We start from the raw sequence: 14960 nt of genomic DNA on the forward strand, positions 1-14960 counted from the left end.
GGGACTGCTCACGCACACCGCGTTGTTCTCGAGCAGTGACGCACGGCAGGTGCAGGGCGCAGGATATGAGCTGGGTCGCGAGAGGGCGATGGGAAACGCGCGCGGTGCCGGAAAGGTGACGGCGGTGCCGGCGCGAGGTGGCCGTGGCGCGGGGTGTGGCCGCGAGAGGTGTTGTGGCGCAGCCAAGCGCAGCCCCCGCCAACGATGGAGATCAGCTGGCAGGGGCGCTACACGGACAACCTGCACGTGATGACGAGCGGCGCATTTCCGATTTTCGTGAGCGGCAGCACCGAAGTCCAGAGAGTGTGATCCACACCATCCCACTATTTTCGGCCAGCTTCGGCCGGATTGCGGCGAGGGGCGATTGGTGCGCGGCGCCGAGTACGAGCGGGCACTGGAGGTGACCGGGCGGGTTGTCGGCGGCTCCCGGCGCGGGTAGCCGGCCGGCGTCGACTTCAACCGGTTCGGGCGGGGTGTGGTCCGGCGGAGGCTTGTCAGAGGGCGGCGGCGGTCAGGGCGGCGATACCGGCGACTGTGACAAGTATCAACAGGGCGAGCGGTGACGAGCCGCGGACCGCGGCCCACACCAGGATGGTCAGCAGCGCCAGGCCGAGGGGTACGGCGATGCCCGCTTCCCGGCCCTCGAGCAGCGCCGGGTCCTCCGGTGTGCTGCAGTCGTGGCCGGTCTCGGGGTGGGTCTGGGTGGCGGTCGCCGGTGGCATGGATTCTTCCCGTCGAGGAGGGGTGGGTGCGCCTGTCACAGGTATTCGAGTATGGGGAAGAGTGCGATCGCGGACATCATGATGCCGGCGACTCCGGCGACGATGCCCAACAACGCCCGCAGGGAGGCTGCTTCGTCGTCGGCGACGGCGGTCCGGGTGGTGGCGACGGCCCCGCAGATCACCGCGCACAGGCCGAGGGCGAACCCGAGCCCGAATATCCAGAACGACGCGATCGACAACGCCCCCAGCGCGATCGACACGGTGGGTAACCGTGAACCACGTCGCGCCGGGTGCTGAGGTGTCTCGGCGGAGGACCGCCCGTCGCTGGTGGCAGGTGGTTCGCACGGGGCGGCAGGGGCGGTCATGATCCTCCTTGCGAGGGTGTGGTGTCACGGCGAGTGCACCTCGGTGCGAGGGACTCTCACGGTTTCGCGTGTGATCGACTTTGGAGAATTTAGCACTCTCGATGTGAGAGTGCTAACAGTTTTATGGGATAAGTGAGCGTGCACACACCTCTCCTCAATCAGGGGCGGTATGTGCCGCGCGTCTGGGTGAGTCGGTCGCGACCACTCTGTGAGTGTGCCCGACCTTGAACGGGCCGGATCGAACTCGATGACAAGGCGGCGCATGTGGAGCTCGGTCACGCCGAGGTCGTGTTCACGATTGACACGGATTCGGTGCGGCATGCCAAATCGAATCCGCTGGAGGTCCTGGGGACGTACTCGTTGCGGCCGGTGCTTCATTCCGTCTGTCGGACTGCGGACCTGGCCGCGTGCGAGTGTCCGTGCACAGGCGAGGCGCCGACGGCGCGTGCCCATACTCCATGTGCGGCGGCCGCGGCCAGGGCCGTGTTCCGGTTCAGGTGGGGGAGAGGATGGCGCTGTGGTCGGCGATGATGCGGGCGACGAGGTCACGGCCGGGACCGTGGTCGAGGGGCAGGGGCGTGGTGGTGGGGTCGATGGTCAGGGCGGGGTGGGGTGTGATCGCCGGATCACTGGTGAGGATCCAGGCGAGGGTGTCTTCGTTGTGCCGGGGCCGGTAGGCGAACCCGTCGATGTCGGGGTCGGCGGCGCGGATGGCGTGGGCCCATCGGCGGGTGGTGACAAAAGTGCCGGGCTTCGCATTTGGTGAGCCAGAGGTCTTGGCCGACCGCGGAGAGGTGCGGGCCGTGGAGTGCGGCGGTGGTGAGGGTGCGGGTGACGGTGAGGGCGGTCAGGGTGCGGCCGGCCACGGCGGACGCAGGAACGATCCTCGCGATCGAAGGGTCCAAGGGCAGGTCCCGGCAGATGGTTTCGGCGATCGCACCGTCGGGGCTGTCGGCGATGTAGAGGTAGGCGTAGCTGCCGTCGAGGGAGTCGAACCGGCCGCCGGCGAGCTCGTCGGGTTGCGCGGTCGGGTTGGGGGCGTGCGGGGCGCGGTGGCTGCTGTGCACCCGCCACACCACCGTTCCGGCGGTGAGCACGGTTCGGTGCGCCGGCCGGAGTAAACCTGCGGCCGGTGGTTCGATGTTCGGCATCAGTCGGGCAGCACCGCCGAGGCGAGCCGCTCGAGCTTCTGACCGGCCGCGGGGTCCGGGTCGGCGGCGAGGTCGGCCGGGGTCTGCCCCTCGGGTAGGCGGGTGGAAGGGGTCAGCCACCACGACGCCACCCCCCACGGGTCTGCGGCCGCGTTGAGGGCCGTGTTGACGGCGGCGACGGTGTCGCGGACCGAGGCGGTGGCCTCGTCGAACTGGAACGCCGGGTACCGGTAGCTGTTGCCGACAGGGAGGGCCACGACCTTGCCGGTCGTGCGGAGCCTCGAGGCGACGGTGCGATCCGATACGGGCCGGTGCAGGACGGCGGCGACCTGGCCGGCGGTGAGCATCGGGTGGTCGAGGATGTGCCGGCGGGCGGCCTGCTCGATCTCGGCCTGTGCGATGGCGTCGTCGACGAGGTCGGCGCCGATCCGGGCGGCCTGGGTGCGGTCGGTCAGGGTCGGTGCCATCGCCAGCAGCGCGGTGACCTGATTGCGGACCAGGTGCATCTCGGGACGGGCGGCGAGTTCGGAGGCGACGACGTCGATCAGTTCGGGGGTCGACAGATCCGACAAACGCCGGTCGTCCGGCGACGGAGCGGCGTGCGGGCGGTCACCAGCGCGTGTGTAGCGGCCGGTCGCGGTGTCGCGGCGCAGCCGGTAGCCGGCGAGCTTGTGGTGTCGCCTGGGAGAGATCGATCGGTGAGTCGACATACGCACTCCTTGCTACGTTTGCACCGCAATCTTACATCGTTGCCTTCGTTGCGGCGAGTAGATGGGCACATGCGCTTGATCACCGCCCACTCAGGGAAGGATGAAACCGTGAGCGACCGAACCGCAGCAGTCATCGAGCGTGAACTCGCCATGCTCGCCCACGTGCGCGACCGCCTCCGGGCTTCGGAGGGCAGCGACTTCCGCATCGCGACCACCGCCGTCGACCAGGTCCTCGATGAGCTCAACAGACTCGAACGATCACCGTGGGATCCCACCTGATGCAGTGCAGGGCCCGGGGTGCTGGCCACCGGTGGGAAGGGGCGGCGGGCACGGGTTGGTCGCGCCCCGATGACGTCACCGGGCTGGGTATCAGCTGCCACGTCACCCACGTGCCTGGAAACCAGGCCCAAGTCTCTGGGTCAGGGCACAGTCCACATACCCATCCCCGGCCAAAATGTGGTGCTGTAGGGGATGTCCAGGGTGATGGTGGCGACGAGGACACCGGACCCGGTCGCGGCGGCCGCGGGTGGCGGTGATTGTGGGGAGTTGGATGCTCGCACCTCGGCATCCCCGGTCGCGCCGGTGGTGAGGTTGCGCCAATGCACGGTCCCGGTGCATCCGGTCTCCATGCGGAAGTACGTGAGACCCGGTGTCGCGGTGTCGGTTCGCGCGATGACGCGGCCCTGGCAGATACCCATCCACGTCGCATACTGAAACGACAGCGTGTTGCCGGCCACCGGCACGGGCAGAACCGTATCGACCGGTGCCGCGGACACCGTCGGTGCCCCGACGATCGCAGCCGTCAGCGTCGCCAGGCTTGCGATTCCGGCCGCGAGAAGGCGCGGCAGACGGGGGCGCGATGAATCCTTCATGACCGGTCCTCTCGGGCGATGTAAGGCCATCTTGCGCCGGACGTCCACTACGGTTTGCCGGAATCGCGGACTTCAGTGGCGACGTCGGCGTGTGCGCGGCGACGGGGGTACGAGCAGAGGCGGGTGTCGATCGGGGCGGGATAGCTGCAGGGCGCGTATCTTCTCCGTGGTGCGCCCGGCCGGGAGTCGCGCGTTGAGCCCGCGATTATCGGATCTCCGCCATTCGGGGCTCACTTCTGCTGGTTTGCAGTGTCATTCACGTAGATGACACCGCTCGGCTCGGGAGAATCGACCCGTCGACGCCGCGCGGGTCCCGCGGCGGCACGATGTTTGCCAGGTGATGTCCGAGAGTGAAACGAACCGATTAGTATGCGCAGTTGATGCGACGGACGTCGGTAACCGGCTTCGGCCTTTTGTCCGGCCGCGCAGGGGTGGTGCGGTTTTCGGGTCGAACGAGGTGGTTCTGGTGGAGTTTCCGATGCTGTCCAAGGGACAGAACTTGTCGCTGCCCGCTGAGGTGGAGCAGATCGATGTGGTGCTCGGGTGGACCGAGTCGGAGGTCGAGGTCGATGCGTCCGCGTTGCTGCTGAACTCCGGCGGCAAGGTCCGCTCCGACGAGGATTTCGTGTTCTACAACCATCCCGAGTCGACAGACGGGTCGATCCGGTTCCTGGGTACGAGCGGCACCGAGGAAGGTGCGCAGGCGCGGATCGCGATCGACCTGTCCGCCGTGCCGGAAGACGTGCACACCGTCGCCTTGGTCGGCAGTGTCGCCGAGGGCAGGTTCGGTGATCTCGGAAAGCTCGCCCTGCGGGTCGTCGACGGCGCCGGGTACACCCTTGCCGAGTACGTCACCGCCGATGCCACCACCGAGTCGGCGTTCGTGTTCGGCGAGGTCTACCGCCGAGGCGGGCAGTGGAAGATCCGGGCGGTCGGGCAGGGCTGGGAGTCCGGACTGGCAGGGTTGGCCACGGACTTCGGCGTCGACATCGACAACGAGCCGGAACCCGAACCCACCACCGGTGATACCTCGTCCGACCCTGCCGAACCCGCCGTGCCGGCGTCGCACAGCTCCGCCGGTGACGCCACGCAACTGGTGCCCGAACTGCCCACCCCACCCACCGCACCGGCGACACAGGCGAAGGCGAGGACCCGGGGTGTCCGCACCGCCAAGCGGGCGGTGAAAAAGTCGAAGCCGGTCGAATTCACCCTTGCCGAACAGGACACCTGGCAGCCGGCGCGGTTGTTCTCGGTCATCGGTGTCGGGACCGGTGAGGAACAGGAGCGGCGCGCTACCTCGGCGCTGATCGCCACCATGCAGGCGGTGCGTCCCTTCGCACGCGCGGTGTGCGCCCGGATGGGGGCCCCGGTCGGTGTCTTCGAAGGTTATGTCGAGGTGGCGTACGAGCGGGGTGAGACGAAGGTGATCCCCGACGCGGTGCTGAAGGTCTCCCGCGGCACCAGGGTGTGGACCGGCCTGCTCGAGGTCAAGACCGGCAACGGCAAGCTCAAGAAGGAGCAGCTCGAGAACTATCTTGACGTGGCGCGGAAGAAGAAGTACGACGTGGTGGTCAGCCTGTCGAACGACGTCCCCGCCAGTGCCGGGGAGTTGCCGGTGGAGGTCGATCGCCGCAAGCTCGCCAAGGTCGCGCTGCGGCATTTGTCGTGGGCGGAAGTAGGCCATGAGGCACGGATGTTGCTCTCGCACGGCGGTATCGACGATGACCTGCAGGCCTGGATGCTGGCCGAGTTCCTGCGCTACCTCGATCACCCCCGCTCCGGGGCGGCCGAGTTCGTCGACATGGGCCGACACTGGGTGACCGTCCGCGACGCGGTTACCGCCGGTACCCTCCGTGCCGGCGACCAGAAAGCCGCCGCCGTGGCCGACACCTGGGTGTCCCTCTCACGCCATCTGGCGCTGCGGCTGACCGCCGAACTCGGTGTCACCGTCAAACACGTCCTGCCCCGCCGTCACGGCAACGACCCGGCGGCCCGCAACGCGGCGGTAGCCGAAAGGTTGGCCACCGACGGGGTGTTCGAAGCGGTGCTGCGGATCCCGGAGACCGCGGGGGATCTGATGGTGATCGCGGATGTGCGGACCAACAAGATCCGCTGCCACACGACCGTGGAGGCACCGAACGAGGGAACCTCCGGTCGTCGGCTGTCGTGGCTCCTGAGGCAACTCAGGGACGTGCCCGGCGACGTTCAGGTCGAAGCGGTGTTCTCCGAGCCCGGCAACGAAGCCTGCGAGCACCTCGACACGGTGCGGGCGGACCCGAAGGTGCTGACCAATGGGCGATCCGGAGACATCGTGTCCTTCTCCCTGGAACAAACCTTCCCGATGGGCGGCCGGCGGTCGGGCACCGCGGCAAGCTTCATCACCAGCGTGACGTCATCGACCGACGTCTTCTACGGCACGGTGGTTCAACAACTGCGGGAATGGGTGCCGGCAGCGCCGAAACAGACCGACCAACAAGGTCCCGCAGCCGCGGATTCGGAAGTCGAGTAGTCGAGCTGATGCTCGAGCTGCTCGATGATCCGCCCGGCGGGGGTTATGTCGGGGTCGAGACCGCGACGATCGGCCCTGGTTGGACCTCGCGCCCACGTAACGCGGAAGGTGAAGAACGCCACTCCCGCACGCGGCCCGCACCTGATCCCCTGGACTTCACATCGAACGGTGCCGTGCGCTTCACAACCCAGAAGACGTCCGTCCCCCGTACTCACCGCTTGCGCGGCCAAACAGAACGCCGGTTACCTGGGAAATCCGGCCATCCGTTGCATCGATTACCCGCTGAATCCCCGGGAATGGGGAAGCCTGCATTAATGGATTGGCTAGCTGTGCGATGATTCACACGAATTTGACGGTTGGAGGAGAGTTGACGATCGAGTGGCCTGCACACTATCCGTCGCAATGCCCACCTGTGGATGCAGAGCCAGCGGTCGGCACATACTTCCGTCTGGTGGACGCCGCTCCGCCGACGGGCGAGGATATCTTGAGTCACGTCGAACTGAAAAATGCAGGGTTGCGATTTAGGAACCGCGATTTCGGCAACGAGCAATGTATCGCCTCGGGGTTCAGCATCTTCGATACGCAGTTCGCAGCAGAGAGGACGCGTAGTGCAGTAGGCCCTCTTAGAAAGAAGCGCATTGCCAAGGTCGATGTCTCCGGCTCCGGCGTCGTGAAGCAGACTGGAGGCAACACGAGCCACCATACGTGGTGGCGGCCCGCCTCAGATGATGACTGGACTTCATGTGTGGTAGTCACATGAGCTGGTTGCCACAAGGAACTTCACTGGGACGGCTTCGCCTTGAAGAGACGTTCGAATACTACGATGGCCCAAGGCTATTCTCGTGCAGATCTACGACAGGACAGTTGTATGTCGCGGCTTGGGCGGAAGAGGGAACGGATCACGATCTGTGGCTCTACCTGCCAATTTCGCAAGAGCGATTCGATGTGACGCGGTCGGGTGGGATCACTGTACGAGACGCGTTTGTAAATCCCGAAGATGCTGCGTTCTTAGTCAAGATCCCATTCGATGGTCAGTCTCGCGACACAATCGAACAAGTTCTTGATGGTGAATCGATTGCCGACGACTGGCTTCCCGACCCTTCCTACCGAATTGAGCTACAAACGAACACCGCACCGCCCGCGCTATCACCGGGTGAGTTAGCCGCGCGTGCACAGCGGGAGCTTCGGCCAATGCTTCGAGTAGAGATCGATCCAGTCGACAGCAGAAGGACGGCAGCTCCTACGCGCGCAGTAGGCAATCTACTAGTCCTGACGCAGAACTTACTTGACAATGTCGGTTACTCGTTGCGGACAAATGGCCAGGAGACCTCCCAGCGAGGGCGCGTTCCAACCGATATCCAGGAGGCAATGTCAAGCGAGGTCATCAGCCTCACAGCTGCGAGTTTTGTTATCGACATTGCTTCAACGGGATTTGTAAATCTCTTTGGTTCACCTTTCGAAGAGACATCAACTGAAATAGTCAAGGTGTTCGCCTTAGATGACGAGGGTGAGGAATTCAAAGAGCAAGTTGGGAAATTCAATTCACGTGCCGCGAAGAGTTTCCGCAAGCTGGTTAAGCATCTAGCAAGTATCGGTGGCCCGGCCACCTTGGTCTCCGCAAATGAAACTGCTCAATACATTGAGGCACGGCTGCCCGCCGACAAAATTCAGCGAATGCTGGCGGTTCTAAATTATCTCGCGCCGGACAGGGTGGAGCCATCCATCGAAGGAAGAATGCGATTATTCAAGGGGGATGTGGACAGTCACACCTTCGGTGCTGATGATCCACGCACAAATCAGACATATTCCGGATATGTTGACGAGCAGGCCATTCCAGGTTTCCTTCGCTCACCACTTGGAGGCGATTACGAGATGGTTATTGCCGTGACAAGCGTCACGGACGAACTTACGAATGACACTCAATTCAACTATCGCCTGATGCAGATCACTCCCTCAAATCCCTAAAGCCGCAAGTCGGGCGTCCGTTTTCAGGTTCACTTTGCGGGTTCGGTGGCATCCGGACTGCGCCGGCAACGAGGACGTGGTCGCCAGCTCGGCGCTACCGTAGCGCTCATACACCGAGGCACCGTTCGGGTTGGGGTTACGACTGCTCTTGATACGCATGGGTGCCAGTAATTGGTGGTCGTACCGCACAACCGGCGGCGTACAACCGGGTCCACCCGGCCATGGCCGGGTGGACCCGTCGAGCCTATCGTTCGACTCGTGCCGGCCCTGGCGTTCGGGCGATCAGAGGGTGATCTGTGTCGAGGCCTGCGCGGGCTTCGCCGGGTTGCTGTTCTCCCACAGGAAGGTGTATGCGCCGGGTGTGGGTTCGTCCATGACGAAGACGATCCACTCGCCTTCGATCTTGCTAATCGAGGAGATGTTCTCGGAGATGAATCCGCCGCGTTTGTCGCCGCGGTTGGACTGGCCGTCCGGTCCTGTCAGTTCGAAGTCGCCGGGGTTGACATCGGAGAAGCCGCCGGTCGAGCAGCGCCCGCAGTTTGCGTTGATCTTGATCCAGACCTCGTGCTTGTCCTTCTCGCCGGGCTGGTAGCTCGGCCAGAGGAACGCCTCGTCCAGGGTGATCTCCATGTCGGTGCCGAATGTCATCCCGGCAGGGATGCCCCTCGGCTCGATGCTCTCGACGCTGGCGTGTTCGGCTAGCGGGATTCGGGTCTGGTTCTGGTCGGCCTGGCCGTAAACGAGGACGACGCTGTCGACGACGTCGTCGACGTCGGGTGTGTCCGACGGAGTCTTCATGGATGCGGTCGCCGTGCCGGACGCTTGTCCGCCGCCGGCGATCTCGGGACTGTCGAAGGACAGCTTGACCACCGCGCCATCCACCTCGAGGTATGCCTTGTCGGTGGGGGTGTGGCTGACTCCGACCAGGTTCTTGTAGTTCAGGTCGAAATCGAGTGTCGTCGAGGCATCGTCCGAGTTCGCGGTCACCTTGTCGACGGTGATCTCGAAGCCGTCGTGCCAGCCGATCTTGTCGATCTCGCGCTCGACTGCCGACTGACTTTCTTCCGACGTGGGTTCGGCGGCCGAGGCCAGTGCGGGGAGCAGGAGAGCTGCGGGTACAACAGCACTGATCAGAAGAGCCTGGCGAAGGGCGTTGGGCCTCATAGTGAGTCTTTCTTTGACGGGGGTGGCAGCGATCCGTGCCGATCAACGCTTATTAGCTTCTCCCGGACAAGCAGTGGGGATCTTCGACAGCGGGGTGGAAGTTCCTCACCCCAGGAGTTCATGGACCCGCTCCGTGCGCTCCACGACCGGGCCCGACATGGGACTAACACCGTGGTCGGACACGACTTCCACCTCAGGGTCAGCGGAGAGACCCCCCGTCGGCGCGATCACCTGTCGAGCTCGTGCCGATCGACCTTCCTGTCGAGCTCGTGCCGATCGACCTTCCTGCCGATCTCGCAGCAAGGCGGTGCCCCGAAGTGGCTGCGTTGGATCGTCTGCGGAGCGCCGGATGTCCTGCGCGATCCCGTTGACGGTGTTGCCGTACCGAAATATGGACTACACCAACCCGTTTGGATATCCGCCTCGCTCCTGGCACGAAGGGGTTGTGCACCACCGGGTTCGGTGACGCCGCGAAACAACAGCGCCGGGCGTGCCGTCGATGCCCTGCCGATGCAGGGGTGAGGGATTTCAGACCTGCCGAGGATATCAATTCGCTTCATTTCGCGGGAATCTTGTCAGGACAGCAAAACCGGCAAGCAACACAAGGAGTTTCACATGTCGAACATCAAGAAGCGTACCGTCACGGCGATTGCCATTGCAGCCTTCGCGCTGTCGGCGGGTGCGGGAATCGCGTCCGCCGAACCGGGGGCGCCCGGCGGAGCGGGTGGCAGCGCTCCAGGTGCACCGGGTGTCGGTGCACCGGGTGTCGGCGCACCGGGTACGGGTGGCGACGCGCAGAGCAACGCCGAGACCGGCAACGCCAATGCCGGTGACGGCGGCGCCGGTGCCCCCGGAATTTCCTTCGGCGGTCCGACCATCGGACTGAACAACGGCGGCGGCAACGGCAACAGCGAGGTGGGCAGCGGCGGCGACGGCGGCAACGCACGTTCCGGCGACGCCACCACGGGCCCGACCACCGGCGGCGACGGGTTCGGCGGCTGGGGCTTCGGAGGCGACGGTGCGGGCGGCAACGGTGGAGTGGCCCCCGGAGGCGACGGCGGCACGATCCAGCAGGCACCTGCACCTGCTCAGGGCGGCGGCCCTGGCATCTGCGTCATTCCGATTCCGTTCGTCTGCTGATCCCGATCCGCTGCCCATAAGGATCGCGGACTCTCCCAGGGCCGGCCCACCCACTGAGGCACAGGACCGGCCCTGGGAGTCCAGATGCATGCGATTGGAGCTGCGGCGAGCCACTCATCCCGAGAACGCCCGGGCATCGAGCCATCGGGAGAATGGTGCGCTGGGCGGTCTGCCTCCGCCACGGCGATCACACCGAGCATGGCAAGGCGACGATCTCGCCCCGAACACGCTGCGTCGAAACTCCCCTTCCGGCGGCATCGACCACTCCTGCGGCAACCACCCAAACTGGACGATTGCCGCATCCTCATCCATCGCACCCACGTCGACGCGCACGAAACCGCGACCGACCGGCACCACTGCCGCTTCACGTCGCCGCAGACCACCGGCTTCCATACCCGCCGGAGCGCCCAATCGAAGCAATTTCGTCGGGATCGACGGTGGGCCCAGAGGCCGAAGGCTGATCTCGGCGATATCCGTACCGTTTCGAGGCGCCCCAGACCTCTCACGGCATCATCACGCAAGGAGTTTGACCATGTCGAACACTATGAAATTCGCTGTCCCGCTGATCGCCTTCACCGCAGTTGCCCTGTCCGTCGGTGGGGGAATCGCCGCCGCGGAAACGAATGACAGCGGCCCGCGGGAGAGCTACAGCGGGGAAGTGCGGCAAGAAGCTACCGCGCCCGAGCCCTCGGCTGCGCCGCCCACACCGACCGTCTCCGTCTATATCCCCGGTGTTTCCCTGCCCGGGATTACCGTCGGTGGTGTCGGTGTCGGCACCGACGGGATTGCCTTCCCGGGCCCCACCATCGGCCTGCCCGATCCTCCTGAGCTGCCCTAACCGCTCCATCCGCTGTGCGACATAGATGCCGCGATTCGCGGCGACAGTCCCACTTCCCCCGTTCGCTTGGTACTGCGGACGAGGACCAGATGGCCCGGCATCGGACCCTCGCTCTCCGGGCAGATTCGTGGCTCGCGGCTGGCTCCACGGATGGGCCCGCCGGGGACGCGTCGTTCCCGGGGGATGCTGTCGCGGGGGACGGGCATTACCGCTGGTCGGTGGTGGTGCCCGAGGATCTGGTGGTGCGGTGGGTTCGACGGTAACGGCGGCGACGGCCGATGCGGGCGGCGCCGATGGCGGCGGCGGCCCCGGCCCCTGCCGCGACTGCCGCACAGACCACTACGGTGGTAGTGGTCGGTAGGCGAGCGGTGAGAATCCAGAGGGCGCCGACGATCACGGCGCCGAGCACGCCGGCGGTGATGGTGGCACCGATGATTCCGGTGATCCGGCCCCGGCCCCGGCCCCGGCGCAGCGAGCGCAGGAAAGATTCGAGGTAGGCCACGGCGAACAGGGCCAGAGCGGCGAGCCCGACGGCGGCCGCGGTGGTGGTCGCTGGCTGCGTGGTGTGGACCGGAAACGTCCAGGTGTCGATCACCTGTCCGGCTTGGAGCAGGGTCAGTGTTCCGGTGAGAGTTCCGGCCACGAAGTACTGTCCGCCGAGTGGGGGCAGTGTCGCGGCCGCGGCACCACCCTGGTTGATCAGTGGCGCGGCGGCGGTGTTCTTGACCGGAATGTCGAGGACGTCGAGGGCCAGGGTCGCGGCGTCGGCGAGTCCGGCACCGGTCACCGTCACCGGCACCGGCACGGTGAGATCGACAGGGACGGGTGCACCGTCGGCCGGGTCCACGCCGGCGACGGTGACAACGCCGACCGGGGGTACATCGACCGGGGGCGCACCGAGACCGAGCAGGGCAACCAGGACGGTGATGGCCGCCAGGGCGGCGGCGATGAGCAACGGAATGCGGGGGGAGGGGAGATTCACGACCGTGCGGACGTTGACGAGGTCGGCGCCCGAGACGTCGGCCAGGCGGGCGCCGCGGGCGTGGACGGTGATCGACGGGCGCACCGTCGGCGGCGGTTCCGTAGCACGCGACCCGGGTGCCGGCGCGGTGGGTGATGCGGTCGGGTCGACGGATCCGGTCGGTGCTGTCGGGTCGGTGGTTGCCGCCGGGTCGGCCCGGTGCGATTCGGTGCCGGGAGAACCGCCTGGGACGGGCCGTCGGGGTGCGGCGTGTGGCCGGGTCAGCGGCAACGGTGGATGGTCGTCGCTGTCGGTCAGCGTCGGGGTGTGCGGGGGCCCGAGACCGGTGGCCGAGACGATGGTGTCGGCACCCATCACCGGGATGCCCTCGGTGCTCAGCCACCCCGGGCCCCAGCGTCCGGTGGAGGCGCAGGCCAGCGCGATCCCGAAGGCCTCGGCGGACGGGTAACGCAACGTGGGGTCGGTGGCCAGTCCGCGCATGACCACGTCGGCGATCGGGTCGGGGACGGCGGGCGCGGTCTCCTGCAGCGGGGTGGGCTCGTCGAAGGCGTGCATGAACAGCAGGGCCATGGCGTCGTCAGCCGGCGGGAACGGCAGTTCCCCGGCAAGGAGTTCGTAGAGCATGGTGGCCAGCGCGTAGACGTCGGTGGCGGGGGTCAGCTCGCCGCCGCGGGCCTGTTCCGGCGCGATGTAGGACGGGGTGCCGAGAACGTCGCCGGCCTTGGTGGCCAGGGTTTGATCGCCGCCGATGACCTTGGCGATGCCGAAGTCGGTCACCTTGATCGCCCCGGAGGCGGCGAACAGCAGGTTTTCGGGTTTGATGTCGCGGTGCAGGATGGACCGGTTGTGGGCGGCGGTCAGCCCGGCGGCGCAAGCGAGGGCCACCGCGACGGCGGCATGCGCGTTGAATCCGGTGCGGGTGAACCGGTTCCATACGGTGCCGCCGGGGAGCAGTTCCATGACCAGCAGGCACAGGCCGTCGTGTTCGACGAAGTCGTAGACGGGCACTACGTGCGGGTGGTCGAGGGAGGCGAGCAGCCGGCCCTCGGCGGTGAATCGTCGCCGGATGCCCGGGTCGGTGGCGAAGGCGGGCGGGAGCTGTTTGATCGCGACCGGGCGGCCGAGGGCGCGGTGACGGCCGGAGAGCACGACTCCCCATCCGCCGTGGCCGAGTTCGCCGCCCACCTCGTATGCGGGGAGGGTGGCGGTCACACGATCGATGTCGGTATCCATGTGCCGGTCCGATCAATGGGGTCGGTTGGTGCCGAGGGGGCGAGTGGGCGGCGGGCCGGTGTCTGACGGCCACCGGTCGGTGGGATCGTCACCGATCCGGCCGATCCGGCCGGTCCGGTCGTCGTCCACGGCGTCACTGTCGTCGAGTTCGTCGTCGGTCATGTCGTCGACGTCCTCGTCCTCGGCGGTGTCCGGTGTGGGGGTGAGGTAGCCGAGGATGAAGAAGCCGGCGGCGAATCCGCCGGCGAGGAGCAGCCATCGGTCCAGGGTCGGCGCCCACACCCGGGTGGCGGACAGGGTGAAAGCGAGCACCAACCCGATCCCGATGCCTGGGGTGAGCATCCGCAGGCCGCGGCGCCACCGGTTCTCGTGCAGTCGGCGGCGGGCGATGCCGAGGGCGGCGTCGAGCACCGCGAGTGCGGTGAGCAGCGCCAGGGCGAGCCCGAACAGCCCGTACACCGACATCAGTGAGCCGCGCACATCGGTCACGGTCGAGATGTCGCCCAGAACGGTCCCGTCGTTGCCGCGGACGGTGACCGTCCCGTTGATCAGGCCGGTGGCCTGCCCGTCGAGCCCGGACAGATCGAGCTCGAAGTCGAGGGTCTGGGTCTGTCCCGGCGCCACGGTCAACCCGACCGCGGTGTGATAGGAGAAGAAGGTCAGCCCGAGGACGTGCCCGGACAGGTCGACCGCAGCGACGGTGACCGGGGACGCGGTGTCGTTGTCGAGATTTACCTGGACCTGGGCCGGGCTGTGCGGGTCGAGACGGATCGGATTGGTCGGGCCGGCGGTGGCGATGTCCTGACCGTTGACGGTCACCGTCATCCCCACCGACTCTGCTGCGCCGGCGCTGGGAGCGCCGAGTAGCACTGTCCCGAAGGTAATTACGAGCGCACTCAACCACCGCATGATCATGATTCCTCCTCGCGGCCGGGCTGTGGAGTGAGAAGGCGTCGACGGTAGATCGACAGACCTACGAGTAGGAAGAACACGATCACCACGGCGGTGGCGGTGGACCCTGTCGCTTGACTGACGAGCACGATATCCAGTGGCGCGGCGAAGATGGGGCCACAGTCGGCTGACACGTCGTGACGTCCGACATCGGCGCCGACGGCGCGTAGCGGTGCCCGGAAAATACCGGTGTCGTCGGCGCGAACTTCGCCGACTTGCGCACCATCGACCGAGAGCAGTACCTCGGCATCAGGTGGACATCCTGTTCCGGCCATGGTCACCGCTTCGCCGGGTTCGATGGCCGCAGCGGTGAACACCAGACCGGGCTCTTGCGGTGGTGGAACCGCGTCAGGGACGA

14 protein-coding genes are annotated in these 14960 nt (G+C 66.4%); 5 read left to right on the forward strand and 9 right to left on the reverse strand.

What is annotated here, in order from left to right:
• Positions 1-494 precede the first annotated feature (494 nt).
• The 4 genes from OYT95_RS44245 to OYT95_RS44260 form a co-directional block, all read right to left on the reverse strand.
• Positions 495-722 (reverse strand): hypothetical protein, encoded by a 228-nt coding sequence (locus OYT95_RS44245; RefSeq protein WP_268792761.1) that lies wholly within the window; start codon positions 720-722, stop codon positions 495-497.
• A 35-nt stretch (positions 723-757) separates the two neighbouring features.
• Positions 758-1087, reverse strand: a complete 330-nt coding sequence (locus OYT95_RS44250) for a hypothetical protein (protein WP_268792762.1) — start codon at positions 1085-1087, stop codon at positions 758-760.
• A 626-nt stretch (positions 1088-1713) separates the two neighbouring features.
• Entirely contained in the window at positions 1714-2238 is a 525-nt protein-coding gene (locus OYT95_RS44255) for an RES family NAD+ phosphorylase (protein ID WP_268792763.1), read from the reverse strand.
• Positions 2238-2948 (reverse strand): hypothetical protein, encoded by a 711-nt coding sequence (locus tag OYT95_RS44260; RefSeq protein ID WP_268792764.1) that lies wholly within the window; start codon positions 2946-2948, stop codon positions 2238-2240. The genes OYT95_RS44255 and OYT95_RS44260 overlap by 1 nt, the downstream gene beginning before the upstream one ends.
• Positions 2949-3056: 108 nt before the next feature.
• Here OYT95_RS44260 and OYT95_RS44265 point away from each other — a divergent pair, with 108 nt between their 5' ends.
• A complete protein-coding gene (locus tag OYT95_RS44265) occupies positions 3057-3227 on the forward strand; it encodes a hypothetical protein (RefSeq protein ID WP_268792765.1) in 171 nt (56 codons plus the stop codon).
• 140 nt (positions 3228-3367) lie between these two features.
• Here the strand turns inward: OYT95_RS44265 and OYT95_RS44270 are convergent, their stop codons facing one another.
• Complete coding sequence (locus OYT95_RS44270; protein ID WP_268792766.1) at positions 3368-3820, reverse strand: hypothetical protein; 453 nt, start codon at positions 3818-3820, stop codon at positions 3368-3370.
• 466 nt (positions 3821-4286) lie between these two features.
• On the opposite strand from OYT95_RS44270, the gene OYT95_RS44275 reads away from it, so the two are divergent.
• Both OYT95_RS44275 and OYT95_RS44280 read left to right on the forward strand, forming a co-directional pair.
• Complete coding sequence (locus OYT95_RS44275; RefSeq protein ID WP_268792767.1) at positions 4287-6329, forward strand: TerD family protein; 2043 nt, start codon at positions 4287-4289, stop codon at positions 6327-6329.
• A 756-nt stretch (positions 6330-7085) separates the two neighbouring features.
• Positions 7086-8294, forward strand: a complete 1209-nt coding sequence (locus OYT95_RS44280; protein ID WP_268792768.1) for a DUF6575 domain-containing protein — start codon at positions 7086-7088, stop codon at positions 8292-8294.
• Positions 8295-8576: 282 nt separating this feature from the next.
• On the opposite strand, the gene OYT95_RS44285 is transcribed toward OYT95_RS44280, so the two are convergent.
• Positions 8577-9458 carry a hypothetical protein gene (locus tag OYT95_RS44285; protein ID WP_268792769.1) on the reverse strand — a complete coding sequence of 294 codons (882 nt, stop codon included), beginning with the start codon at positions 9456-9458 and terminating at the stop codon, positions 8577-8579.
• Positions 9459-10073: 615 nt separating this feature from the next.
• On the opposite strand from OYT95_RS44285, the gene OYT95_RS44290 reads away from it, so the two are divergent.
• Both OYT95_RS44290 and OYT95_RS44295 read left to right on the forward strand, forming a co-directional pair.
• Entirely contained in the window at positions 10074-10598 is a 525-nt protein-coding gene (locus tag OYT95_RS44290; RefSeq protein ID WP_268792770.1) for a hypothetical protein, read from the forward strand.
• Positions 10599-11130: 532 nt separating this feature from the next.
• Positions 11131-11436: a hypothetical protein gene (locus OYT95_RS44295; protein WP_268792771.1), complete on the forward strand. Its 306-nt coding sequence runs from the start codon at positions 11131-11133 to the stop codon at positions 11434-11436.
• Positions 11437-11641: 205 nt separating this feature from the next.
• Here OYT95_RS44295 and OYT95_RS44300 read toward each other — a convergent pair whose 3' ends face one another.
• Genes OYT95_RS44300 through OYT95_RS44310 form a run of 3 tightly spaced genes read right to left on the reverse strand, consistent with a single transcriptional unit; the run spans position 11642 to position 14877 of the window.
• Positions 11642-13651: a serine/threonine-protein kinase gene (locus OYT95_RS44300; RefSeq protein ID WP_268792772.1), complete on the reverse strand. Its 2010-nt coding sequence runs from the start codon at positions 13649-13651 to the stop codon at positions 11642-11644.
• Positions 13652-13663: 12 nt separating this feature from the next.
• Complete coding sequence (locus tag OYT95_RS44305; protein WP_268792773.1) at positions 13664-14566, reverse strand: hypothetical protein; 903 nt, start codon at positions 14564-14566, stop codon at positions 13664-13666.
• Positions 14563-14877 carry a hypothetical protein gene (locus tag OYT95_RS44310; protein ID WP_268793268.1) on the reverse strand — a complete coding sequence of 105 codons (315 nt, stop codon included), beginning with the start codon at positions 14875-14877 and terminating at the stop codon, positions 14563-14565. The genes OYT95_RS44305 and OYT95_RS44310 overlap by 4 nt, the downstream gene beginning before the upstream one ends.
• Positions 14878-14960 lie beyond the last annotated feature (83 nt).

The sequence above is a fragment of the Rhodococcus sp. JS3073 genome (assembly GCF_026810085.1).
GTDB lineage: Bacteria > Actinomycetota > Actinomycetes > Mycobacteriales > Mycobacteriaceae > Rhodococcus_F > Rhodococcus_F wratislaviensis.